The sequence below is a fragment of the Pseudoalteromonas sp. FUC4 genome (genome assembly GCF_008370255.1).
Lineage (GTDB): Bacteria > Pseudomonadota > Gammaproteobacteria > Enterobacterales > Alteromonadaceae > Pseudoalteromonas.
Genome location: NZ_SEUI01000001.1, coordinates 439228 through 462013, shown reverse-complemented (window position 1 = coordinate 462013; position 22786 = coordinate 439228). Strand labels below are relative to the sequence as shown.

24 protein-coding genes, 1 pseudogene and 1 riboswitch are annotated in these 22786 nt (G+C 39.1%); of the genes and pseudogenes, 8 read left to right on the top strand and 17 right to left on the bottom strand.

Annotation, left to right across the window (positions count from 1 at the left end):
- Nucleotides 1-3 precede the first annotated feature (3 nt).
- The 7 genes from EU510_RS02090 to EU510_RS02060 form a co-directional block, all read right to left on the bottom strand.
- A complete protein-coding gene (locus tag EU510_RS02090; RefSeq protein WP_149592046.1) occupies nt 4-2490 on the bottom strand; it encodes a replication endonuclease in 2487 nt (828 codons plus the stop codon).
- Nucleotides 2491-2775, bottom strand: a complete 285-nt coding sequence (locus EU510_RS02085; protein WP_004587553.1) for a hypothetical protein — start codon at nt 2773-2775, stop codon at nt 2491-2493. It lies immediately after the preceding gene.
- Nucleotides 2776-2846: 71 nt separating this feature from the next.
- The gene (locus tag EU510_RS02080; protein WP_101163728.1) at nt 2847-3446 is read right to left on the bottom strand and encodes a DNA N-6-adenine-methyltransferase; all 600 of its coding nucleotides are present in this window, start codon (nt 3444-3446) and stop codon (nt 2847-2849) included.
- A gap of 9 nt (nt 3447-3455) precedes the next feature.
- Complete coding sequence (locus EU510_RS02075) at nt 3456-3860, bottom strand: hypothetical protein (protein ID WP_149592045.1); 405 nt, start codon at nt 3858-3860, stop codon at nt 3456-3458.
- 2 nt (nt 3861-3862) lie between these two features.
- Nucleotides 3863-4135: a hypothetical protein gene (locus EU510_RS02070; protein WP_149592044.1), complete on the bottom strand. Its 273-nt coding sequence runs from the start codon at nt 4133-4135 to the stop codon at nt 3863-3865.
- Nucleotides 4136-4145: 10 nt separating this feature from the next.
- Nucleotides 4146-4439 (bottom strand): helix-turn-helix transcriptional regulator, encoded by a 294-nt coding sequence (locus tag EU510_RS02065; protein WP_149592043.1) that lies wholly within the window; start codon nt 4437-4439, stop codon nt 4146-4148.
- A complete protein-coding gene (locus tag EU510_RS02060) occupies nt 4436-4654 on the bottom strand; it encodes a YdaS family helix-turn-helix protein (protein WP_004587558.1) in 219 nt (72 codons plus the stop codon). Before EU510_RS02060 ends, EU510_RS02065 begins: the two co-directional genes overlap by 4 nt.
- Nucleotides 4655-4841: 187 nt before the next feature.
- Between EU510_RS02060 and EU510_RS02055 the strand changes: the two genes are divergently transcribed.
- Nucleotides 4842-5468 carry a LexA family protein gene (locus EU510_RS02055; protein ID WP_149592042.1) on the top strand — a complete coding sequence of 209 codons (627 nt, stop codon included), beginning with the start codon at nt 4842-4844 and terminating at the stop codon, nt 5466-5468.
- A gap of 85 nt (nt 5469-5553) precedes the next feature.
- A complete protein-coding gene (locus EU510_RS02050) occupies nt 5554-7473 on the top strand; it encodes an acyltransferase family protein (RefSeq protein WP_149592041.1) in 1920 nt (639 codons plus the stop codon).
- Nucleotides 7474-7565: 92 nt separating this feature from the next.
- On the opposite strand, the gene EU510_RS19970 is transcribed toward EU510_RS02050, so the two are convergent.
- The gene (locus EU510_RS19970) at nt 7566-7778 is read right to left on the bottom strand and encodes a tyrosine-type recombinase/integrase (RefSeq protein ID WP_149592677.1); all 213 of its coding nucleotides are present in this window, start codon (nt 7776-7778) and stop codon (nt 7566-7568) included.
- A gap of 161 nt (nt 7779-7939) precedes the next feature.
- Between EU510_RS19970 and EU510_RS20155 the strand changes: the two are divergent.
- Nucleotides 7940-8230 (top strand): annotated as a pseudogene (locus tag EU510_RS20155) (hypothetical protein); the annotation flags it as partial.
- Nucleotides 8231-8260: 30 nt separating this feature from the next.
- On the opposite strand, the gene EU510_RS02035 reads toward EU510_RS20155, so the two are convergent.
- The 5 genes from EU510_RS02035 to EU510_RS02015 form a co-directional block, all read right to left on the bottom strand.
- Nucleotides 8261-8482 (bottom strand): hypothetical protein, encoded by a 222-nt coding sequence (locus tag EU510_RS02035; RefSeq protein ID WP_149592039.1) that lies wholly within the window; start codon nt 8480-8482, stop codon nt 8261-8263.
- 178 nt (nt 8483-8660) lie between these two features.
- Complete coding sequence (locus EU510_RS02030; protein WP_149592038.1) at nt 8661-9116, bottom strand: type II toxin-antitoxin system YhaV family toxin; 456 nt, start codon at nt 9114-9116, stop codon at nt 8661-8663.
- Complete coding sequence (locus EU510_RS02025; protein ID WP_149592037.1) at nt 9117-9311, bottom strand: hypothetical protein; 195 nt, start codon at nt 9309-9311, stop codon at nt 9117-9119. It lies immediately after the preceding gene.
- 311 nt (nt 9312-9622) lie between these two features.
- Nucleotides 9623-10165 (bottom strand): hypothetical protein, encoded by a 543-nt coding sequence (locus EU510_RS02020; protein ID WP_149592036.1) that lies wholly within the window; start codon nt 10163-10165, stop codon nt 9623-9625.
- Between the two features lie 7 nt (nt 10166-10172).
- Nucleotides 10173-11393 (bottom strand): tyrosine-type recombinase/integrase, encoded by a 1221-nt coding sequence (locus EU510_RS02015; RefSeq protein WP_149592035.1) that lies wholly within the window; start codon nt 11391-11393, stop codon nt 10173-10175.
- Nucleotides 11394-11531: 138 nt separating this feature from the next.
- Here EU510_RS02015 and sbcB point away from each other — a divergent pair, with 138 nt between their 5' ends.
- On the top strand, nt 11532-12983 hold the full coding sequence (gene sbcB / locus EU510_RS02010; protein WP_149592034.1) for an exodeoxyribonuclease I: 1452 nt from the start codon (nt 11532-11534) through the stop codon (nt 12981-12983).
- Between the two features lie 277 nt (nt 12984-13260).
- Here sbcB and EU510_RS02005 read toward each other — a convergent pair whose 3' ends face one another.
- Nucleotides 13261-14142 (bottom strand): NAD(P)-dependent oxidoreductase, encoded by an 882-nt coding sequence (locus EU510_RS02005; RefSeq protein WP_149592033.1) that lies wholly within the window; start codon nt 14140-14142, stop codon nt 13261-13263.
- A 121-nt stretch (nt 14143-14263) separates the two neighbouring features.
- On the opposite strand from EU510_RS02005, the gene EU510_RS02000 reads away from it, so the two are divergent.
- Complete coding sequence (locus EU510_RS02000; RefSeq protein WP_149592032.1) at nt 14264-14824, top strand: glutathione peroxidase; 561 nt, start codon at nt 14264-14266, stop codon at nt 14822-14824.
- 98 nt (nt 14825-14922) lie between these two features.
- Nucleotides 14923-15903 (top strand): 2-hydroxyacid dehydrogenase, encoded by a 981-nt coding sequence (locus tag EU510_RS01995; RefSeq protein WP_149592031.1) that lies wholly within the window; start codon nt 14923-14925, stop codon nt 15901-15903.
- Between the two features lie 92 nt (nt 15904-15995).
- Here the strand turns inward: EU510_RS01995 and EU510_RS01990 are convergent, their stop codons facing one another.
- Nucleotides 15996-17318, bottom strand: coding sequence for a sodium-dependent transporter (locus EU510_RS01990; RefSeq protein ID WP_149592030.1), 1323 nt, complete (start codon nt 17316-17318; stop codon nt 15996-15998).
- Between the two features lie 141 nt (nt 17319-17459).
- Between EU510_RS01990 and EU510_RS01985 the strand changes: the two genes are divergently transcribed.
- On the top strand, nt 17460-18218 hold the full coding sequence (locus EU510_RS01985; protein ID WP_149592029.1) for a 4'-phosphopantetheinyl transferase family protein: 759 nt from the start codon (nt 17460-17462) through the stop codon (nt 18216-18218).
- A 72-nt stretch (nt 18219-18290) separates the two neighbouring features.
- Here EU510_RS01985 and lysC read toward each other — a convergent pair whose 3' ends face one another.
- The gene (gene lysC / locus EU510_RS01980; RefSeq protein ID WP_149592028.1) at nt 18291-19694 is read right to left on the bottom strand and encodes a lysine-sensitive aspartokinase 3; all 1404 of its coding nucleotides are present in this window, start codon (nt 19692-19694) and stop codon (nt 18291-18293) included.
- A 75-nt stretch (nt 19695-19769) separates the two neighbouring features.
- Nucleotides 19770-19942: riboswitch (Lysine riboswitch) on the bottom strand.
- Between the two features lie 101 nt (nt 19943-20043).
- On the bottom strand, nt 20044-21291 hold the full coding sequence (gene nhaD, locus EU510_RS01975) for a sodium:proton antiporter NhaD (protein ID WP_033026509.1): 1248 nt from the start codon (nt 21289-21291) through the stop codon (nt 20044-20046).
- A gap of 222 nt (nt 21292-21513) precedes the next feature.
- Here nhaD and EU510_RS01970 point away from each other — a divergent pair, with 222 nt between their 5' ends.
- Complete coding sequence (locus EU510_RS01970; protein ID WP_149592027.1) at nt 21514-22785, top strand: hypothetical protein; 1272 nt, start codon at nt 21514-21516, stop codon at nt 22783-22785.
- The last annotated feature ends 1 nt before the right edge of the window (nt 22786 follow it).

Below are 22786 nucleotides of genomic sequence, written 5' to 3'. Positions count from 1 at the left end.
CTCCTACGCCATTAAATCCAGTGCCCACCAATCGTTATCGCTGATTGCTGATGCGCTGCCTTGTTTTATTAAAGTAACTAGGTCCCAATCGCCAATAGTGACTAGGCCGTTTTGTATATGGGTATTATTTGGTGTGTTGCGCCCGTCAAGCTGCGCGTATTTATAAGCAAGCTCTACATACTCGCGGGCTTGTTGCCAATGGGCTTCAGTTATGTACCAGCTACCTGCTTTTTGAGAATATGTTTTAGCCAATGACTCAATAGCTAAGCGCTGATCATGCTTTATTTGCTCATCAACATTTAAAACTTGAAGTTGGCCGTCTCGTATTTGGTAAATTTGGCCGTTTCGGCTGATCCTTTTTCCGCTATTTAGATCCTTTATTACTTCATCAACGTCATTTTTTGAGGTGCCCATCATATCGAGTAACAACTCAGCTCTAGACCCTGCGGCTATAGGCGTACAGTTATTACCACTAGTCCAAGATAGGTCGGCTACGCCGACGTTGGTGTTATCCTTAGCATTGAGTTTTTCGGCTGTGCCTTTGAGTTGCCTGGTCCATTCTACTAGGCGAGTTTTAAGGCTTGTTTGGGTAATTACGTTATGTACGTTTTCAAGTGTGCGTTTAAGCACGGCCTTGTAATCGGTATTAGTAAGTACACCTTTTATGCGTCGTACTACTTCGGCGTAGTCGTTGCCCATTTGTGTGTCTTCGTACATTGATTTGAAGTTAGCAGCACGGCCTATACACATGCCGCCTTGGAGCTTTACGTAATCTTTCCAGTTGGCGGTGTCAGCAGCGTGGCGAATAGGCTCTATGGTTTCGTCGCTTATTGCTTTGCCCTTAGGCATGCGGCGCAATTCACGATACACGGTGACGCTTGGTGAGCCCTGAAATTGAAACTGGCGAATGTTCCATGTACTAGCCCAGGCTAAAACAGGGTTAGCTTGCTCTTGCAAGTTTTCGCCTGTTTCGGCATCTTCATGGTCGCTTAATTGGTAGCCATCAATATTTTTACTGATGTATTTAGCAATGTAGCTGGCTGCACTGCCCTTACTTTTATCCATTTTTATGGCGTCAAAGCGAGGGCTAAAGGTACGATAGAATTTACTGGGCGCTTTAGCTTTTTTGCCTTGGCTTTTTTTAAGGCCCCACTCGCGGCGCTTTTGTTTATAGGTTTTAAACAGCTCACTTTTTTTAGTGCCTGCGCGGTAGCTTACACATTTCTCTACAGTTTTAATGTGTGTGCCGTGGGCGTTTATATCTACCCATTCGTTTACTACTTTTGCGCGGGTTTGCACAGGGCCGTAATAATCGTAAAGCTCTGTTTTATCCTCTTGAATAAAGTACCAACGCAAAATAGCGTTCACTTCTTGTAGTTTATTTTTAGGCATAAACAACATCATGTGCCAATGCGGGCAACCGTCGGCATGTGGCTCAACTACGCGCACACCAAAGTATTTAAGGCCTCGTCGGTTTAACTTAGAACGGGCACGCGCCCATGTTTGGGTTAGGTAATTTTGTGCATCTTTTGGGGTTTCGCCGTGCCATTTACTTGAGTTTGCATGAAAACGTGACGGGCACGTAATAGTGTAAAACATGCCTACATAGCCCATTTCGTCGGCTAACTCTTCGGTTTCGCGTATGCGTAACATTAACTCGTTTCGGCGGTTGGCAGGATTTGCCATACCGCTTTTTACGGCTTCAATTAAACTTATTACGTCGCCGTCGCTGCTTTGCAATTCCATCATTTCTAGGAACTGGCGGCCACTGGCTTGTGCAAAGTTAAACTCGCGCTGTGCTTGTTTTGACGAGTAAGGGCTAATGCCACGGCGTTTAAACTTTTTGCTTTTTTTATCGTGGTATAAATCTTTGCCCACTTGGCCTGTGGCAATTTCGAGTAACTCTAAAAACTGGCGGCGAATAGTTTTTAATTGGCGAGCCCACCATCTATCACACTGCATTTTTAGCAGTGCAATTTCGTAACACTCGGTTGGCAAGTTGTCGTCGCGCATAGCATAAAATGGCACATTAGCGCCTACAGTTTTGGCATAAGCTGCTATTGCATCGTAGGTTAACGATATTATTTTTTCGTACGGTAGGTGTTGGTTTTCTTCGCTTACATCAAGCGTTATTTGCACGCACTCCATAGCGAGTGTGCCTGCGTGTTTTTTGGTTTTTTCAATACTGCTTAAAATATGCCATGGCAATGGCATATTTTGAGTAATACTAAACAGTACGCCAAAGCGCGGCTTTAAACGGGCAATGGTACGGCGTAACCATGTATTAGCACGGTATTGGCTACCCGCTTTTTTTTGGTTGTAGCGGTCTATGTATTTACGGGCCATACGACTTTGTAAAGGGACTGGCACATTTTGCAGGCCACGCGCTAAAAAGTTGCGGTCGTCAATATCACTTATAGACGAAATTAAACCCTTAGCTATACCAGATAGTCTAAGGGCTTGTAAGTCGAGTGGTTTGGGGTTTGCCATTTATTCGGCAAACTCTATTTCAACTAAATCTTCACCCATTTGAACGGCATCAATTGCGGCGCACATTTGGTCGTAAATAGGGGCGTATTCAATGTGGTCATCGGCAATAAACTTAACCACAGGCATAAAGTCAGTTAGGCAGTTTTCGCACTCCATTAGCATGGCAACTGTTGGGCGCTTACTTAAATTTTTAATAGTAAAGTTGGCTTGGTCGATAGCATGCTCAACAATGTTTTTAACTAATAGCTGATTTTTAGATAGATCTTGGTCTTTGATTGTGTTCATTTTAGTAGTCCTTTGGGATTAAATTATTGGTGTAGATTTACTGAGAATGTGTGGCTGTGTGCGTAGATTCATTACTTCACTACTCCAAGCGCCGAGAATATTTTTCGGAACTCGTCGGTTCTATTGCCAAGGTAAGTAATAAAACAGCCTTTGGGTGCGCCTTTTTTTACATTGCCTTGTGCATCATTAAAGTGCGTACGACCATCAATAAAACAGCTTAAGCCTGCGTTTAATAACTTTTGGCACCATGCCTCTGAGCTATTAACAAAGGTAATGTTCATTGCTTCTTTAAAGTTACCTTGCGCATATTGGTCTAAGTAATAGTCAATCCAATCGCCGTTGCTGGCTATGTCTTCGGTAATGCAGTGGCCGCGATACTTACTGTAAGTCGGGTCGTTACATATTTTTTTAACGCACTTCTGTTTGCATGCTTGTTCACCTTTATTGAATGGGTGATTTAACCAAACCGTGTTTGCTATCCAATTTCGTGTTAATGCATCATCATCTTTGGTTAAATAACACGTTGCTTTTACTGACTTGTTAGCCACTACACAACTTGCTGGGTCTAAATCAATAACCGGAAACATTTGGTGCACATACTTCAAAACTTTATCGGGCGTGTAAAATTCAACATTGCCACTATCTTGATTGATTAGCTGATCGGGAGTCATGGCTATTCCTTAGTGTGTTTGTGAATCAGTTTTTGACTGTTTAACTAAACGCGGAACAACATCAAACTTAGGCGGGGTTCTTTCGAAGTTTTCGCGGCCAAGTACGTTGGCGTCGGTAAAAGCGGCAACAATGTCTTGTAACGCTAAAATGCCTTTGCGCACTGCTTCACGCTCTTGCAAATTAAATTGATAAAAGCTCATTTCTATATGGCGTTGTTTAAGTCCTGCAGCAATACACACTAATTTTCGTTGTTGATCAGTTAAAACGGCATTAAAAACATAACCTGGTGTGCGCGTTCTATCGCTCATTAATGCTTTTATTTCAGCTAAGCCTTTTGGTATGTGGCGCCCTTCTACTGCTTTTAGTGGTGCAGGTTGTGCGTTATCGCTTTGTTTAATAAGTGCGTTAGCCATGTTTATACTCTTTGTGGTTGTTGCTGTGGTTTAGATAAAGCTTGTGTTTTTAACCAGTACACGGCTTTTTGTATAGTTTGGTTTTCGTTGCCGTGGCAGTAAATTGGTAATGGCAACTCACCAACAAAGGCTTGTAAGCTAGGTTCAAATTCAACTGATTTACAATTAACGGCTTCTTTAGTGCCTATTTGGCACTTAAGTAAATACTCAGCTTTGGCGGCTAAGTTAGGTAATGCGTTATACGTGTTTTGGTCAAATATTTGGTATGTGCACATTTCTTTGCTCCTAGTTATTAACGCTTTGTTGGTGCTGCGTTCTAAATTTAATTAGCTCGTTTAAGCGGTAATGATTAGTTTTGCCAAACTGAATTGATTTAGGAAAATCAGACAACTTCGATAGAATCCAAAACTTTTTACGCGCACAACCTAGTACCTCACATGCTTCAACAGTGCTAACTAGGCGGTCTTTTTGTTCTTCAAGCTCAGTGCGCAATTGAATGTTTTCTTGCAGTAATGCAAACAACACCGCTTTTGCATCTGGATGAATATCTAATAAAATGATTTGTTGTTCAGTGCTCATGCTGCATCTTCCTTTTTGCTTTTTTGATGATCGGCTAGTAAATCATTTACCGATATTTCGCCGTTAGTTAGTTCCGAAATACGCGGTATGTACTTCGCTGGGGCTTGGCCGTGACGGCTAACCCAATGATGTACAACTGACTGCTTAGTACCTAGGACTGTAGCGAGCTTGGTTTGCCCACCAATTATTTTTACTGCTTTATCTATGGCTGACATTTTAATCTCCAACAGCTTCTAACCACTTTTTTCTATAATACAATCTCTTTTATTGGTTTGTAAACCACTTTTGGTTGTATTCTTAAAAATAAAACCAATAATAGCGATTTGACCAAAACCACTTAAAGTTGTGATAATCTTTATAGAACACACTTAAAGTGTTAAAAATAAAACCTTTGGAGATAATATGGATATTGCAGACCGCGTTAAAAAGTTAAGGAAAGCTCTAGATTTAACCCAGTATCAACTAGCAGAGTTGGTAGGTGTGGCACAAAACTCAATACAAAAATTAGAGAAAGGCGATACTAAAAACCCGCGCAACATTGAAGCATTAGCACGAGCACTGCAATGCACTCCTGAATATTTACGGTTTGGTATAGTTGATAGCAAAGGCATCTACAGCAATGTATCAGCAGGCCCATCAATTAAAGCTACAGCCCCGCTTATTAGCTGGGTACAAGCCGGTGCTTGGTCAGAAATAACTGAAATTAAAGCCTACGACGCTGAACGCTTTATGTGCCCGGTTAATTGCAGTGATCTGACTTTTGTTTTAAAAGTGCAAGGCATTAGCATGGAGCCAAAGTTTGATGAAGGTGATTTAATTTTTGTAGACCCAGAAGCCGAATGCATTCACGGTTCGTACGTAGTAGCCCGCCTAGACGACGATAACCAAGCCACATTTAAACAGCTAATAATCGAAGGTGGCCACAAATTCCTAAAAGCCGCCAACCCCAACTGGCCAGAGCAATTAATCCCAATTAATGGAAATTGCACGTTGGTTGGCAAAGTTATATTTACTGGTAAGTCACTTTAAATAATATTTAAATTGTTTTTTTGTTTGTACAACTTTAAACTCCTCATTATTTAATTTTTAAACAACAGAACATAGGAATAATAACGTGAAATTCAGGGAAGATATTAATGGGCTAAGGGCTATAGCAGTAATAGCTGTTGTATTATTTCATTTTAATCCATCTTGGGTGCCTGGCGGCTTTGCTGGCGTAGATGTATTTTTTGTTATCTCAGGTTTTTTAATGACTGGGATAATATTTAAAGGAATAGAGCAAGGGAATTTTTCAATTTTAAAGTTTTATATAGCAAGAGCTAATAGAATAATTCCGGCTCTGGCTATTTTGTGTTTGGTATTGCTTGTATTTGGCTGGTTTTTTCTATCACCAAATGACTACGAACAACTAGGTAAACATGCTGCAAGCAGTATTAGTTTCTTGTCTAATGTTACTTATTGGAGAGAGTCTGGCTATTTTGATGCCGCATCCCATGAGAAATGGCTTTTGCATACTTGGTCACTATCTGTTGAGTGGCAGTTTTATATAATATATCCAATTGTTTTAGTAAGTCTGAGTAAGTTTTTATCAGTTATAAATATGAAAAAACTAGTTTTACTAGGATCTATTTTAGGATTTGTATTTTGCGCTGTAGCTACATACAAATGGCCCAGCGCGTCTTATTTTTTATTACCCTCCAGAGCATGGGAAATGATGCTTGGTGGCGTTGCTTATTTATATCCTATTAATTTAAGTGCCAAACAGAAAAAAGTAACGGAATGGACAGGAATTATCCTAATTTTTAGTTCTTACATTTTTATCTCTAAAGATACTCCTTGGCCTGGCTATTTAGCTTTAATTCCGGTTTTTGGCTCATTTATGGTAATTCAAGCGCAATCAAATTGCTTTATTACGTGTAATAAAACATTTCAAAAAATAGGTGTGTGGTCTTATTCTATTTACCTATGGCACTGGCCATTAGTCGTCACCATATATTACTTTTCATTTAATGAGTACTATATATATTTAGGGTTAGTCCTTTCAATCTTATTGGGGTATCTAAGTAATAAACATATTGAAAAAATAAAGTTTAACAGTAATTTTAAAAACTTAAGGGATTATTTAAAGTGCAAGCCAGTATATATAGTCGTATTTATTTTTTCACTAGGCACTTATATTTTATCTACTCAAGGTAAGAACTATATTCAATATATGTTTCCCGAAAACGCTGTGATAGTAACTGCCCTTAAAAAGCAAATTATAATGCCTAAAAGAACAAATGGTTATTGCTTTTATTCTTATGATATACCTAATTTTAAAGTCGACAAATTAATTGGAACTAACTGCACTTTGGGGGATATAAATAAAAAATCAGATACTCTATTATTTGGTGATTCGTTTGCTGGAACTTACGAGCCGTTTTTAGACATCATTTTTAAAAAAAATAATAGTTCCTTCAACGCGGTTGTAACTAATTGGTGCTCACCTTCATTCTCATCAAGATTTACTGGAGATAAAAGCAACATCTCATATAAGCAATGTTTAATAAACAGAAAATACCTCAAAGATTCAATCTTAGAAGTTAGATATAAAAACATAATATTAGCTAGCTCATGGAATAGTGTAAGTGTAAAAGGGATATTAGCTGATGTCGAAGAGGTTATTTTTGAAGCACAAAAAAAAGGAATTAACATTTTTCTCATGCCAACTCCATTAGCTTATGATAAAAACCCAATATCAAAGTTTTATCGCCAAGTATATAGAAACGAAAAAATCAATATAAAATCAGACGCTTCTGATTATGAAAATAATAATAAAATTAATGATACTTTATCTGAAGTAGCAGGCAAGTATGACAATGTATTCTTTTTTAAAAGGCATTGTGCTTTTAACGAAAATGGTCTGTTTAGCTATAAAGGACATAATGTTCCTTATACCCTTGATGGAGGTCACATGTCGTTATTAGGATCCTTGTCTGCTGCAGATAAATTCGAAAAATCAAGTTGCTACAAGTTACTTGCTAACCAACTTTGATTATTCTTTATATAAAGCTCAATTATTAATAGTGACAAACCTTTTACGATTGGTAACCTACAAGCTGGAATTTATATAGCTCCTCTATACTTTTACAACTCCGCTTTTATCGAGTTTTCGATTAACTGGCAGTGTAACTCGTACTCTTCAGCCTGTTCTTTTATCCAGTCGTGTTTGTTATAAATTGCCATTACTCCGCGCATTGTATGGCCTAACATTTTTTCGGTTACGTGTGGTGCTACGCCGTTTTCGCTGAGTAATGTTGAAAGTGAACGACGGGCATCGTGCGGTAGGAACTTGGGCAGGTTTTCAAGTCCCTACTAGCTATATTTTTACTACATTTTATAAATACGAAAATAAAATTTTTGGAAGTTACTGTAGGAATTTATATCAAATTTTAAAGCTAATAAAATTTGGTATAAAGAATTTTCTGATCAAAAAAGTATAACAATATTCTCAATTATCAAACCAAGAGCTAACTTTGCTAATGTTCAATTGTACTAGCCCTAGGGTAGATAAAGGACAATTCAGAGAGCTCATTATTTACTTTGATCTACTTGAACACTTAGACTTTATTAACATTACCACTACGAATCAAAGTCCTTCATTTTTCAGAGTAAATAATCCAACTATAAATACCGATTCGGAAATAATTAATGCCTATATCAAGTTAAATGACGGCGGTAAATTACTAAAGTCAGCATTTGGCCAAAATGCTATCCTCTTTCAATATTGTGAAGGTAAAGGATATATTTAATAAAGAAGCCCGCAAGCGCGGGCTATTTTGTCATAGACCTTTTTCTATTTGTTTTTTTGCATAATATTCAAATGCTTTAACCTGCATTTCTTTCCAAGAATCATAGTCTGTATTTTGATTTATAAAACTATCCCACTCATCATCTGGCATTGCTTCAAAATCTTCAGCAGTTTCGACAGTAAAAGGGCTACTACTTAATAGTTCATCGAAGCTTTTGTATTTAGAGTGCTTAGAAACGAAATTGTCACTCATCAGTTCATATAACCCTATTGATTTTTTATTACCTAATTCCTCTAAGTTTTTAGATAGTTTTTTTCAATCCGCTCATATCTGTTTTTGTAGACATGAAAACTCCCTTTTATTTTTGATTAGGAGTTTAGCTTAGTTAACGATATGAATTTATCAAATTTATTCACGAAAAAACCCGCTATTAGCGGGCTTGTTTATTAAACTCTGTTGATTGCTCTATCAGCTCATCAATGCTACTGGGTACTGCCCCTTTTGATAGCATTCTTTTAAAAACTTCATAAACATCTGTTTTGCTTCCATCTTTACGAAGCGTTGACTGGTCATTAAACCACGCTAGAACTATTGCTTTATTTGTACTCGAAAACTTAAAAAACAAACGATATCGATTAGGCATGCCCTTTTTGGCTCTTCGCCAATCCCGGTTACTTTTACCTAATGTATTGCCCAGTATAAAAGCTGCTGCTTGAGGATCTATAAATATGCGATTTTCTATGCAATCTGTAACACATTCAAATAATTTGTAGATTGCAGATTCGTAAAAGTGTTCTGGGTCTTTTTTGGCTTCGCGTTCGACCTGATCCAATACTTCCGTGTATCTATTCTCAAATACAGTATGCCAATACTTTTCCCAGTACATTTACATCTCTATTAATTCGTTGTTTTGACGTGCAACAAGTGCTTTGTGCTTAATTGCAGCGATGCGATCAAATACAGAATCAGGAATTTTTTTTACATTTCCTGCTTTAATGTCAGCATCGAGCAAGTTTAAGAACTGCTCTGTTGCTACATTCTCTTTTTTTACTTCGCTTAATTGGATAACTTGATTTTTCATTACAGCTCCATTCTTAGCTATAAATAAAAGCCATTTTAGTTTAATAAAAAGCCTATTAATTACATTGTTGGGAGCCCATTAACTGTACCCACAACCAAACCTCTGAGTGTCATTAACTGTACCCACAACCAAATATTAGCATATTGGCTCTCAAAACAGCAAGAGACACTAGGAGACTATAAGAGACAACTGTGATAACTGTGATAACTGTAGATATCAAAGGTCCGTTTATGATTCCATTCAATATTTGATGACCAATGTATTTACACAGCTGATTTTATTCTTCTTTATATAAATTTAAATCAATAATTTTATTCTTCTTTATATAAATTTAAATCAATAGCTGATGTACTGGTCTCAAATGAAAACTCTTCGTTATATAACGATTTATATTCAATTTTGACCCTGCAATTAGTAACAATTAGATTAATTATCTTTTTAAACCTATCTGTTGGTATGTCGCTTGATACGTCTGAAACTACTGTTAAATCTATCAATTTAAATATTTCGTCATTTGACATGCCGAAATCACTACCAAGGTTAATTATTTTAAGATGATCTTTATGCTTAATATATGGATTTACTTTATTTCTTAGCTCTTCGTCAGTTATTTCTTGACCTGCCCAGTAGTATTTAAAAGACTCAATTTTAGCCACACCATGACCTTTATTTCTGATTGAGTATGTGAAGCATTTATCACCCTCCTCCATAAAGTCATAAATTAATGGTTGAACGGACAACTTATTATGCTTACGGCTAATCCAAGCTTGATGTACAGCAACAAAAAACGCTAAGCACGCAATAAATGTGCTCCAATCAAAAACAAATTTAATGATTTCTTTGCTTTCTTCCATTCTAATTTTATCCTTTATTATTGAGTGATTCTAAAATAGCATCTTCAATAAGCTGGCAATAGAGCTCGAAACCTTCGGCCTGTTCTTTTATCCAATCATGTTTGTTGTATACAGCCATTACTCCTCGCATTGTATGGCCTAACATTTTTTCTGTTACGTGTGGTGCTACGCCATTTTCGCTTAATAGTGTTGAAAGTGAGCGGCGGGCATCATGCGGTAGAAACTTGGGCATTTTATATTTTTCAAACAAGTGATCCCACATCCGACAGCAATAGCGATTAATACTGTGGGTGGTCATTGGTTTGTGTGGATTACCACCTGGTATTAAGTAACCTTTTCGCCCATAAACCATTGCTAGTGTGTCTAGTATACTTTTCATCTTGGCTGAAATTGGCCTGCGGATAGCTTTATTTGTTTTTGAGTTTTCAGGCGGTACTGTCCAAATATTGTTCTCAAAGTCGAAATGATCCCACTTTGCTAAACGAACTTCTGATTGGCGTGCCCCTGTTATATAGATTAGCTGAAGGCATGCTTTAGTTGCTGGAGTAGCCTTTGAGCTTTCTATTTGTATCCAAAGCTTTGCAATTTCATCAAAGCGCATTACTCGTTGGCCAACTGATGCCTGTTCACCTATGTCATTTACATTTAATGTAAGTACAGGGTTAAATGGCTTAACTTCGCCACGTTTTTCAGCCCAACCAATAATTGATTTAATACGCACTAATATAGTGCCGGCTGTTTTAGCACTGCCTTGTGCTTTTACTTCATCAAAATATGTTATCCAATCTTTAATGGTCATTAAATCAAGTGGCATATTTTTATCATTAAGTATTGGTACAATCCATTTACTGACTTGGTTTGTGTATAAAATTTGTGTTTTTTCTTTTAGGTCGGGTACTTTTTTATCTAGCCACGTTGCAGCAACTTCTGCCATTGTAGGCAAGCCCTTGGCATTGTTACGCATAAGCTTAAGTTCTAGGCGTGGATCTTTATCTTGGCTTAACCAATTTTGAAAAAGCGGTATGTAGTCTTGTGCTTCTTTAATGCTTAGCCCAGGATAACGCCCTAGTGTAATAATTACCTGCTTAGCATCAACACGGCAGCGGTATTGCCAAGTGATAGTCCCCTTAGCAGATACCCTTACACTTAAACTATCTCTATGCGATAATACGCACGGTGTTTGATTTTTACCTAGCAGCTTTCTTAATTTGGTGTCACTGATCGCCATTTAATTTTTTATACACAGTTAGCAAAAAATTTATACACGATACTATACACACAATGCGCCAATTACAAGAAACTCGAAAATACAAAAAGAAACTGAGTAGCGCTAATAACCCGTAAATATAAAGGGCTAAGACATAGAATGAATAATGAAAGCTATCAAGAGAATCAAGAAACAATCTATTGGCACGACTACGAGACTTGGGGGGCGAGCCCTCAAAAGGATAAGCCGAGCCAGTTTGCGGGTATTCGTACCGATCTTGATTTAAATATTATTGGCGAGCCGCTTATTGAATATTGTAAGCCGCAAGCGGATTACTTGCCTCACCCTGAGGCGTGTTTAATTACGGGTATTACGCCACAAGTAGCGATGAAAAAAGGCTTGGTTGAGGCTGAGTTTATAGCAAAAATTCATGCCGAATTTAGCGTGCCAAACACCTGTGTTGCCGGTTATAACAGTATTCGGTTTGATGACGAAGTAAGTCGTTACAGCTTTTACCGTAATTTTTACGACCCATACGAGCGCGAATACAAAAATAATAATAGTCGCTGGGATATTATTGATTTAGTACGCGCTTGTTACGCGCTGCGCCCTGAAGGCATTGAATGGCCGTTAAAAGAAGACGGCAGCCCAAGCTTTAAGTTAGAGCATTTAACCGTAGCCAATGGTATTGAACACGCCGCAGCGCACGATGCGCTAAGCGATGTAACCGCCACTATTGCACTGGCTAAGCTAATAAAAGAAAAGCAACCAAAGCTCTATAACTTCTTTTTTGGGCTGCGTGGCAAAAAAGCCCTTGCCGAATTGGTTGATGTATTTAACATGACGCCGCTGGTGCATACCACGTCGCGCATACCTGCAACACAAGGCTGCACAAGCTGGGTTGCACCAATGAGCTTTCATCCGGTAAATAAAAATGCGGTTATTTGTTTTGATTTAACTCAAAGCCCGCAAGTGCTCATTGATTTAAACGTAGAAGAATTACGCAAACGTTTATACACCAAACGTGTAGATTTAGCCGAGGACGATTTACCTGTTGGCTTAAAACTAGTGCATTTAAACAAGTGCCCTATTTTAGCCCCAGCTAAAACATTATTGCCTGAAAACGCCGCGCGCCTTGGGATTGATCGCGAGCAATGCTTAGCTAACTTAGCTATTTTAAAAGCCAATACCGACCTTCGCGATAAAGTAACCGAGGTGTTTAACGAGCAAGGCGATTACAGCGCAACCACTAACGTTGACTACTTACTTTACGATGGGTTTACAAGCCATGCTGATAAAGCTAAATTTGCGATTATTCGTGATGCAAAACCAGATGAATTAGCCGGTTTGAATTTAGACTTTGAAGATAAAAAATTCAATACGTTATTGTTTAGATACCGCGCCCGTAACTGGCCTGAAACGCTAAACCAGCAAGAGCTTGATCAATGGCGCCAGTATTGCCAAAACAAGTTAATGCACGGCGAAGATCAACCATCGATTAATGCGCAAGATTTTATGATCACCCTTGAAAACCTAGCGCATGAACATGACGACAGCGAAAAAAATCTTACTATTTTAAAGGCGTTGTACAACTACGCACAAAGCATGTAATTTTGTTTGTATAACGCATTAAAAACGCGACGCTTTAGCAATAAAGCGTCGCGTTTTTGTTCATAAATATCTGTACCACTTCAAACAAAGCAAAATCTATTTCACAAAGAGAAGCGAATGAGAAGTAAATGAGAAACATAAAAAAATAATTTTTTAGATCTATAACTTCCTCTAAAAGCGCAGCGCCTCATAACCTCTTTATGAATAAATTACTTTACGGGCTTTGCCAATCACGCAAGCAAGCTTCGCATCTACATCGACATACTCAACGTAAACGTTACTTTTTATGCAGCGCTTCAATGCGTGCAAGTAAGCTTGAGGTGTCGTATCTGCCACCGCCGAGTGCTTGTACATCGGCGTAATATTGATCGACCGTTGCGGTCATTGGTAAAGTAGCGCCGTTGTTTTTAGCTTCATCGAGTGCAATGCCTAAATCTTTACGCATCCAATCTACGGCAAAACCAAACTCATATTCACCCGCCCACATTGTTTTGTAGCGGTTTTCCATTTGCCACGAACCGGCTGCGCCTTTAGATATTGTTTCTATAACTTTTTCGCCATCAAGCCCAGCTTGCTTGGCAAAATGTAAGCCTTCAGCTAAACCTTGCACTGCGCCAGCAATACAAATTTGATTAACCATTTTACAAAGTTGTCCCGAGCCAACGCCGCCTAACAGTTGGCTAAAACGACTAAACGCCGCCATAACTGGCTGCACCTTAGCAAATACGGCCTCACTGCCACCCGCCATAACCGTTAATACGCCGTTTTCGGCGCCAGCTTGTCCGCCCGATACAGGCGCATCTATAAAGTCGATATTTTGCAGAGTCGCTTTTGCAGCCACTTCGCGGGCTACTTCCGCAGAAGTTGTGGTGTGATCAACCAAAATAGTGTGCGGTAACATGCCGGCTAACACACCATCGTCGCCATACACTACTGAGCGCAAATCGTCATCGTTACCAACACACATAAATACAATGCCGGCATTGCTGGCAGCTTCGCGTGGGGTTGATGCAAAGCTCCCTGAGAATTCTGCAGTCCACGTTTGAGCTTTAGCTTGAGTACGGTTATAAACGCATACGCTGTGCCCTGCTTTTGCTAAATGCCCCGCCATTGGGTAACCCATTACGCCTAAACCTATAAATGCGACTTTCATTGACATAAAAATGACCTATTTAACTGATAACTTAGAAACTAGACCTCGATTATGTCAACCGGTCGATAAAAAAGCGAATGAAAGTCTTTATAAAATTTCCTTAGCGGGAAAGGTAAGTAGGTAACCTATGGACAGTATTTATCAATTTAATGCACCACTTTTTAACAGCGAAAATTTTCCTCTTAGCCAGTTACAGGGCAAAACCGTCCTTATTGTTAATACAGCGAGTAAGTGTAATTTTTCGGTGCAATTAAACGCGCTCGAAAAGCTTTATCAACAATACAAAAACAATGGTTTTACTGTGCTTGCGTTTCCGTGTAACCAGTTTGGCCAAAATGAGCCGCTTGATAATTTAGCCATTAAAGACTTTTACCAAGAGCAATTTAATGTCTCATTTGAGGTATTTGGTAAGGTAATGGTAAATGGGCCAGAAACCCACCCGTTGTTTAATTATTTAAAGTCGCATACGCGGGGTATTTCGCAAAATCGTGCAATTAAGTGGAATTTCACTAAGTTTTTAATTAACTCACATGGGCAACTTGTTGCACGCTATGCACCACGTACTAAGCCCGAAACACTTAAACAAGTAATAGAAAGCAACCTACTGCAAGCCGCAAAGTTAAGCGCTGCAAGAGGTGGTAAAAAGGTAGCATCAAAAATACCTTTGTTTACGCCAGCTAAGGCTTAATTTAAATCAATAAAAGGCGTGTTACTAAAGCACAGGTTTATAAAGTAGTTTATTGTATTAGTAATAAATAATACTCCTTAAGCGTCGAGGCTATTACCATGAACATTGCTTTTTTTAGTACTCAAAAGTACGAACTGCCTTTTTTTGAACAAAGTACACGCGATAATCGTGATATAAAAATAACATATTTTGAGCAATCCCTAAGCGAACAAACCGCTATTTTAGCAAGCGGGTTTGATGCCATATGCGTATTTGTTAACGACACCGTAAACGCCACGGTTATTGAACAACTAGCTCGCCAAGGCATAAATACTATTTTGCTACGTTGTGCAGGATTTAATAATGTTGATTTACCTGCAGCAAAAGCACATAAAATTAAAGTTTTACGCGTACCGGCTTACAGCCCTGAGGCCGTAGCCGAGCATTGTATTGCACTTATGCTAACGCTTAGCCGTAAAACCCATAAAGCGTATAACCGCGTACGCGAAGACAATTTTGATTTAAACGGATTGCTTGGTTTTAACTTGCACAATAAAACCGTGGGTATTGTAGGTTGCGGTAAAATTGGCCTTGCGCTGTGTAACATTTTAAATGGCTTTGGCGCTAAAGTATTAGTGTGCGACCCCTACGCACAACCTGGCAATTATACAATTACCGATATAGACACCGTACTTAGCCAAAGCGATGTGATTTCTTTACATTGCCCTCTAACGGAGCAAACTCATCATTTAATAGATGACGAGGCATTTAGTAAAATGAAAACCGGTGTAATGCTTATTAACACCTCTCGCGGTGCACTGCTTAACAGCAAGGCGTGTATAAACGCACTTAAAACTAAAAAATTAGGGTATTTAGGGCTCGACGTTTACGAGCAAGAGTCGGAGCTATTTTTTAAAAACCACAGCGACGAAATAAACCAAGATGATATATTCTCGCGCTTAGTGAGCTTTAAAAATGTTTTAGTAACAGGCCATCAGGGCTTTTTTACCCAAGAAGCGCTGACCGAAATAGCAAACACAACCCTACTTAACGCGCTTGAAGTAAGCGAAGGTAGGCCTCTGACTAACGAGGTTTTATAAGGCCTTGGCTTTACCTAAATAACCGGTACAAAAAAAGCGAATAAGGTGAGCCCTATTCGCTTTTTTGTTTAAAAATTTACTTTAAATAGAGCTTAGCCAAAGGCAACGTTTGCAAATACCAAGGTCATTAATATTGGGCAAACAAAACGAATATACTGAGCAAACCAGTAATGTACGCCAGTTGTTGCTTGGTGTAATTTATTACCACGCTGCCACATCCAACCTACTGTAATAAAGTAAAACAAGCCCATAAGCGGTAATTGATATTGAGTAAATAGCATAATAACTAAGCCAAATAACCAATCAAAATTTAATATAATCGCGCTGGCACACACAAAAACAACGGCGCTCACTGCCCATGTTGCTTTGGTGCGACTAACGTTGTGGTTTTCGACTAAAAACGCTACCGGAATTTCAGTGGTCGATATAGTTGACGTAACCGATGCGATAGACATTAATACAAAAAATAATAAACCAACTAATAAGCCTATTTCGCCCATGGTACTAAATAGCTCAGGTAAAATAGCAAAAATAAGCTGCCCTTCGCCAATCAATTTACCGCCACTAAATACCTCTACACCGTTGTGCTGCGCCACATAAATAGCAGGAATAATAAGTAAACCCGCTAAAAAAGCAACACCAGTATCAAGTAGTGCAACACCTGCTGTGAGTTTTGGTAAATTAGCATCTGGTTGTAAATACGAGCCGTAAATCATCATACAACCCACACCTAGTGAGAGCGAAAAGAACGCTTGCCCCATTGCGGCAATAATTAAATTAGGGTCGAGTATTTGGCTAAAATCAGGAATTAAATACGCGGCAAAACCTTCGCTTGCGCCATCGAGTGTTGCAATGTAGGCAATTAAACCAACTAGCAGCACTAGTAACAGTGGCATTAAACGGCGCGACCAAGTTTCGATTCCCGATTTAACCCCTTTTAAAATAATACTGGCGGTTAAAATAAGCATAAGTGGCGTAAATACAAAATTACGCAGCACTGAGTCGCTATGTAAAAATTCGCTTGCGCCTGTGAAACCTAAAAAGGTTGTTATGGGTTCAATAGCGTACGAAAGCATCCATCCTGCCACTATTGAATAAAAACTTAGCATAACAACTGCGCCCGCAAGGCCAATATAACCTGCTGCCGCACCTACTTTACGGTTAGTGTTTTGCCATGCATCACCCAATGCTTTTACAGGATTAGCTTGTGCTTTGTGACCTAAATAAAGTTCGGTATACAGCGCAGGAAGCGCAAGTAAAAATATAACAATAAAGTAAACCAGTAAAAATGCACCGCCGCCATGGTTGGCCGCTTGCGTAGGAAAACCCCAAATATTACCTAAACCCACTGCTGCGCCAGCAGCGGCTAAAACAAAACCAAGTCGGCTTTGAAACCCATCACGCACTTGTGCCATACATCTACAAATCTGTTATTATTTTGATTATTGTGAATTAAACCATATTTCATGCCAGCTGAGTAATAAAATTGTACACAGCCTTTGTTAGTGGCGCTAACCGCTCACAATATCAGCGACTTCTTTTGCTTTAGGGCTTTTATGACTGAACACTATTTTAAAAATGCCTTGAGTATTACTTCAACTCAATTGGCAAACTTGTCTTTAGCGAGTAACAGCATTTTATTATTTAATGCTAAAACACTTGAGCTTAGTGACTTTAATTTGCCTGATTGCTTAAGCCCATTTGAGTTAACCATTATAAACCGCCGCAAAAGCCCACAAGCTAAGCAAGAGTATTTAGCTACGCGGTTATTGTTAAAACACCTTATTAAAGTAGCGCAACCGCAACATAAGCACGTAGCCCTTAATAAAATGAGTACAGAATTTGACGAAGCAAGCTCAAAGCTGCAAATACATGTGAGTGGTGATGTTATTAATACCTGTATTTCGCATTCGCATGGTTTGGTTGGGGTCGCGCTAAATTTTGATAAAAGTGAGTTTGGTTTTGATATTGAAAAAATAAGCCTAAAGCGCCCGTTTGAAAAGCTCGCTAAGCATTTTTATCATAATGATGAAATTGCACTTATTACCGAGCCTACTAATACCCAAGCCCAAGCAGATACGTTTTTTAGAATTTGGACATTAAAAGAGTCACTTGCTAAAGCCAGCAGCCGCCCTATTGCAAAATTACTTAGCCCTAATGTGTTTGAAGAATTACATAGTGCAAAGCTGAGTGCTTGCAGTAATCGCGTTACTCTAGCTGATAGCAGTAACAGCAATGTTTGTTTTGATGTGAGTGTGGTGCATAAAAAAAGCATCGACTGGCGATGCTTTTTATTAAATGACTTTATTAATTAATTTTGTTAAGTAACTTTATCAAGTAATTTTACTAGTTAACTTTAATAAATCGCTTTCCTGAATAATCGTTATTTACGCAGCAAAATCGTTTTCTAATAAACGGCTATGAATAGACTGTACTACATTATCTGACTCTGTTTGCTCTACTAAAAAGCACAGGTTGTGCTTACTAGCACCGTGACAAATCAATCGAATGTTAAAGTCTTTTAGTACACTCATTAAGTTCATTTCGTGTTGGCGTAATTGAATTTCAGAGCCAATAAGTGCCACCAATGTTAGGTTGTTTTCTACCGAAACATGGCAAAACTCTGCAAGCTTATCTAGGCATTCTTGATCAAGCTCTGGGCGCGAGGCGTTTTGCGCGTTATCAAGCGTTATAGCTACACTGATTTCTGATGTGGTTACCAAATCTACCGATATATTATATTCACTTAATAGTGTAAATACGCGTGCTAAAAAGCCGCTTGCTAGTAGCATTTCTGGGCTTTTAAGCGTAAGCAGTATTTGGTTTTTACGTTGCGTTACTGCGCGTATACCTGGTTGCTGCGATTTTTCACGCTCAATCCACGTACCGCCACGCTCTGGCTCGCGGCTAGAACCTACAAACACGTTAATGTGGCTACGACTTGCTGGTAAAATAGTCGCTGGGTGTAATACTTTTGCGCCAAAGGTTGCCATTTCAGCGGCTTCGTCAAAACTTAAACGTGCAATAGGCGTCGCTTTTGCGCACAAACGCGGGTCGGTGCTAAAAATGCCCACTACATCGGTCCAAATATGCACGCTTTTAGCGTTAATTGCTTCCGCTAATAATGCAGCGCTGTAGTCTGAACCACCACGTCCAAGCGTTGTGGTTTGACCGTATTCGTCACTGCCAACAAATCCCTGAGTCACAATTACTTGAGCGTCTAATAACGGAATTAAATGCTCTTTAGCAGCTTGCGCTGTTGCTGCAACATTAGGCGTTGCTTTGCCAAATTGGCTGTCGGTTTTAAGCACCTTGCGCACATCAAAGCGATCGGCATTTAAACCTTGTAAACGAAGTACCTGTGCAAACAAATACGACGATAAACGCTCACCAAAGCTAAGTAGCTCGTCGTGTTGCTGATCGGTTGTTAGTGGCTCTTGAGCCAATGTTTGAAATGCTTTTAAGGTTTCGTTAAAGCCAACCGCTAAATCAGCATCTAGCGATAATTCATCTAATATAGTTTGTTGAATAGCAAGCACGCCATTTATGTGTTCTTGGCGCTCACTTAAGGTAATGCTTGATTTACACAGTGCAACTAAGTGATTAGTTACGCCGGCACTGGCGCTCACGGCAACAATACGTACGCTTTTATCTGCAACAATAATTTCGCTGCAGCGACTCATCGCTTCAAAATTTGCAACACTTGTTCCGCCAAATTTGGCAACGATGTAATCTGATTTTGCGCTTAACTCTGTTTGAGGCACTGTTTGTGGCGCTGATTGGGTAGTCATTTAGTCTCCTTTCGCGGTATCCAAACCGCAATAAAACAAGAAGAACTTGGCAAAGGAATGCTTGAAGATAAGTCCACTGCCAGAAGCTCTCCACCTATATTGGTGACAGTTTTGAGGATTCAGCCCCATAAACCGAAAAACAATGACGACGTACCATTATTTTCCTCGGCGAGTACTTCCCTCCTTAATGATCATCGGCTTTCGTCGCCTAACATTAAGTACCTAAGTATCGCACCTCTTCTGAATGCTTTATTAACCAGTGGCTAATAAAACAAAACCCCACTAAGTAGCGGGGCTTTGAAAGTTATCGTTTAGACGTCTAGCTGTCAAGCATTTAATAATTTATGAGTTAAATAAAACTACCCATGTAATACGAGCCCGCATATCCAACCGTGTAACAAATTAATAAATGCAGCGATAAACGCAAGTAGCTCATAAAGGTAAGCGCTTTAACTTTACTCATGGCAATAATGCCCGCAGCCGAACCAATAATAAGCATTGAACCGCCCACGCCCGTTGCATACGTAAACGACAACCAGTGTTGTTGGCTCATTACTATATCGGCTTTTAATAAGGCAGCGGTAAGCGGTACGTTATCGACCCCTGCTGATAATATGCCCATTAAGTAGTTTGCGTATTCTGGTGCCATTACCGTGTATAGGTCGGTAAATTTACTCAACATACCAATTTCTTTAAGTGCGCCTACAAGTAAAAGTACACCTACAAAAAACAATAATGTGTCGTATTCTATATCGCGAACAAAGTCGATTATGTCTTTGTTTATGTCTTTTTTGCGCATTAAAAATTGCGCCACTAAAAACATCACCGACAAGCCAAACAAAAAGGTGAGTAAAGGCGGTACGCTGTAAACTACACTCAGCATAAGTGTGCTCACTACGGTAGATAAAAATATAACAGCAATGGTAATGTCGGTTTTTTCAATGCGGGTTTTACCTGCACTAGCAAACTCAACACGCCCTTTCATACCTATAGACAGTAACGCGGCAAGCAGCATAACGCTCGCAAGTGCTGGCGCTATAAGTAGTAATAAATGAGCAATGGTTACTTTGCCATCTAAAAATATCATTAGTGTGGTTACGTCACCTGTTATTAGCGATACCCCACCTGAGTTAACCCCAAATACAATAAGCGTGGCGTATTTAATGAGCTTTTTAGGTTCAAGTTTTAACGACATAACAACCGCAAGCGATATAAGCGTCGCTGTTACGTTATCTGAAATCGACGAAAACAAAAATGCAAAACCACCCACCAAAAACATGAGCTTTTTTTCGCTAATACTTTTTGGCATAACACGGTGCACAATATTTTCTATAAACCCTTTTGAATTTAAATACGCTACAAAGGTCATCGCAGCCATTAAAAATAGCCATAATGAGGCAATTTCTAAAATATTTTCATTTAAGAGGTGTTGAATCGTATCGGGGCTTTGCCCGTGTAGGGGGTATATAAAAAGAAGAATCCAGCAAAGCGTACCAAAAAACAGCGTGGTTTTAGCTTTATTTACATGGATTATATCTTCTATAACGATCAGTAAAAATGCAATCGCTATCAGGGTTAGAATAATCGAGGAAACCATGGTAGTTAAACAACCTTTGATATAGTTTTAAAGAACACACAAATAACATTCCATTTCATGTGCCTATTTTCGGCGCGAATTTTAGCACTGCCTCTATGCAAAAACTATTATTAAATGGTCTTAAAAACGAATACTATATACAGACAAGGTTAATTAAAAATACGTAATAATGAGTCTTCTAAAAGAACTCAATAATAAAATACTAGGATGTTGTAACCTCTTATGATCCCAGCTAAAAAGCTGCTAAACACCATAACCGAACATTGGGGTGTATTAGAGCTATTATTTAAACGTTTTAAAATGGCTGACTTTAGCCTAAAAGACGTACAAAACGCGATTAAGCAAAAGCAGCCTACGTGGTCAAACGAACGCATTTATAAAGAAACAAATCGTTTGTTAAACCAAGATATTTTAATTCCGCTGGCTAAATCTTCTCAGCTTGAAATAAATCGTGCTATTGCCGATTTTGCTACGTTTTTACTGCAAGAAGAGCATTTAGGCTTAGCGCAAGAAATTAGCGTATTAGTCGACGACCTAGCTCGTTTAGGTAATCGCCTAGATAACGCTGGCGAAATAGAAGACTTTGACGATTTACGCCGCTACAGCCGTATTATGGATGATCGGGTGCGTAAAATAATGAAGCTCTATACGCACAACGAAAACGCTATTTTAAATATAGTTGAACAAGCCAAATCAAATAATACGGTGAAATCGCTGCAAAAACGTTATAAAGCAGTAATAGAAGCCTTTGACGAATACATAGAGCCAATGCTTGAAATGGTTGATATTCGTGGTGAGTTTCATGCATGTTTTACCCTCATTGAAGAGCAAATAAGTAAGCAAATACTGCACATTGAGCGCTCAGGTAAAGCGTATAACGACAAACGTATGCTGGAGCAATTACGTACCCGAATACTCGAAATGCATTTAATGGGGCGAGAAAGCTTACGTAAAAGTGCCGATATGCTTATGCCGCTGCGCGAAGAGTTACGCCGTAACAACTTAATTACTCGCCAAGCAGCCAAAGTACTTGGGCTTGTACGTAAAAATGGCGTAGACAATATGCTAAGTGCTGTGCAACCACATTTTGTAAGCGACGCGCAGCGATATTCGCTTGGTCAGCAACGCCATATTGTGGCTTACATGGCAAGCTTGGTTGAATTTGAACACGAAGAATACCAATTGCCTGACCAGCAAGACGTGCCTGCATTTGTTACGCCTAATATTCCTGACTACAACGATGTTAAAACCAGCTTTGCTAAGCGCTTTAATAAAAAACGCAAAAAGCCGCAGCCCTTGCTGCAATTTTTAGACGAAAGCTATCCAAGTCTCGATGCCGACGAAATGCTATTTTTGTATCAAAAATTAGTCAGCGACAGCGATATTAAAATAATTCAAAGCGATGAAAAAGCCCGCGTAAAAATTGCCGGTCAGCACTTTTCTTTATACCCATTTAATTCAGAGCCTCAGCCAGATCCAAAGGCAGATAAATAAA

Coding starts and splice junctions, on each gene's coding strand:
- EU510_RS02090 (WP_149592046.1), bottom strand. CDS start 2,490: ATGGCAAACCCCAAACCACTCGACTTACAAGCCCTTAGACTATCTGGT.
- EU510_RS02085 (WP_004587553.1), bottom strand. CDS start 2,775: ATGAACACAATCAAAGACCAAGATCTATCTAAAAATCAGCTATTAGTT.
- EU510_RS02080 (WP_101163728.1), bottom strand. CDS start 3,446: ATGACTCCCGATCAGCTAATCAATCAAGATAGTGGCAATGTTGAATTT.
- EU510_RS02075 (WP_149592045.1), bottom strand. CDS start 3,860: ATGGCTAACGCACTTATTAAACAAAGCGATAACGCACAACCTGCACCA.
- EU510_RS02070 (WP_149592044.1), bottom strand. CDS start 4,135: ATGTGCACATACCAAATATTTGACCAAAACACGTATAACGCATTACCT.
- EU510_RS02065 (WP_149592043.1), bottom strand. CDS start 4,439: ATGAGCACTGAACAACAAATCATTTTATTAGATATTCATCCAGATGCA.
- EU510_RS02060 (WP_004587558.1), bottom strand. CDS start 4,654: ATGTCAGCCATAGATAAAGCAGTAAAAATAATTGGTGGGCAAACCAAG.
- EU510_RS02055 (WP_149592042.1), top strand. CDS start 4,842: ATGGATATTGCAGACCGCGTTAAAAAGTTAAGGAAAGCTCTAGATTTA.
- EU510_RS02035 (WP_149592039.1), bottom strand. CDS start 8,482: ATGAGTGACAATTTCGTTTCTAAGCACTCTAAATACAAAAGCTTCGAT.
- EU510_RS02030 (WP_149592038.1), bottom strand. CDS start 9,116: ATGTACTGGGAAAAGTATTGGCATACTGTATTTGAGAATAGATACACG.
- EU510_RS02025 (WP_149592037.1), bottom strand. CDS start 9,311: ATGAAAAATCAAGTTATCCAATTAAGCGAAGTAAAAAAAGAGAATGTA.
- EU510_RS02020 (WP_149592036.1), bottom strand. CDS start 10,165: ATGGAAGAAAGCAAAGAAATCATTAAATTTGTTTTTGATTGGAGCACA.
- EU510_RS02015 (WP_149592035.1), bottom strand. CDS start 11,393: ATGGCGATCAGTGACACCAAATTAAGAAAGCTGCTAGGTAAAAATCAA.
- sbcB (WP_149592034.1), top strand. CDS start 11,532: ATGAATAATGAAAGCTATCAAGAGAATCAAGAAACAATCTATTGGCAC.
- EU510_RS02005 (WP_149592033.1), bottom strand. CDS start 14,142: ATGTCAATGAAAGTCGCATTTATAGGTTTAGGCGTAATGGGTTACCCA.
- EU510_RS02000 (WP_149592032.1), top strand. CDS start 14,264: ATGGACAGTATTTATCAATTTAATGCACCACTTTTTAACAGCGAAAAT.
- EU510_RS01995 (WP_149592031.1), top strand. CDS start 14,923: ATGAACATTGCTTTTTTTAGTACTCAAAAGTACGAACTGCCTTTTTTT.
- EU510_RS01990 (WP_149592030.1), bottom strand. CDS start 17,318: ATGGCACAAGTGCGTGATGGGTTTCAAAGCCGACTTGGTTTTGTTTTA.
- EU510_RS01985 (WP_149592029.1), top strand. CDS start 17,460: ATGACTGAACACTATTTTAAAAATGCCTTGAGTATTACTTCAACTCAA.
- lysC (WP_149592028.1), bottom strand. CDS start 19,694: ATGACTACCCAATCAGCGCCACAAACAGTGCCTCAAACAGAGTTAAGC.
- nhaD (WP_033026509.1), bottom strand. CDS start 21,291: ATGGTTTCCTCGATTATTCTAACCCTGATAGCGATTGCATTTTTACTG.
- EU510_RS01970 (WP_149592027.1), top strand. CDS start 21,514: ATGATCCCAGCTAAAAAGCTGCTAAACACCATAACCGAACATTGGGGT.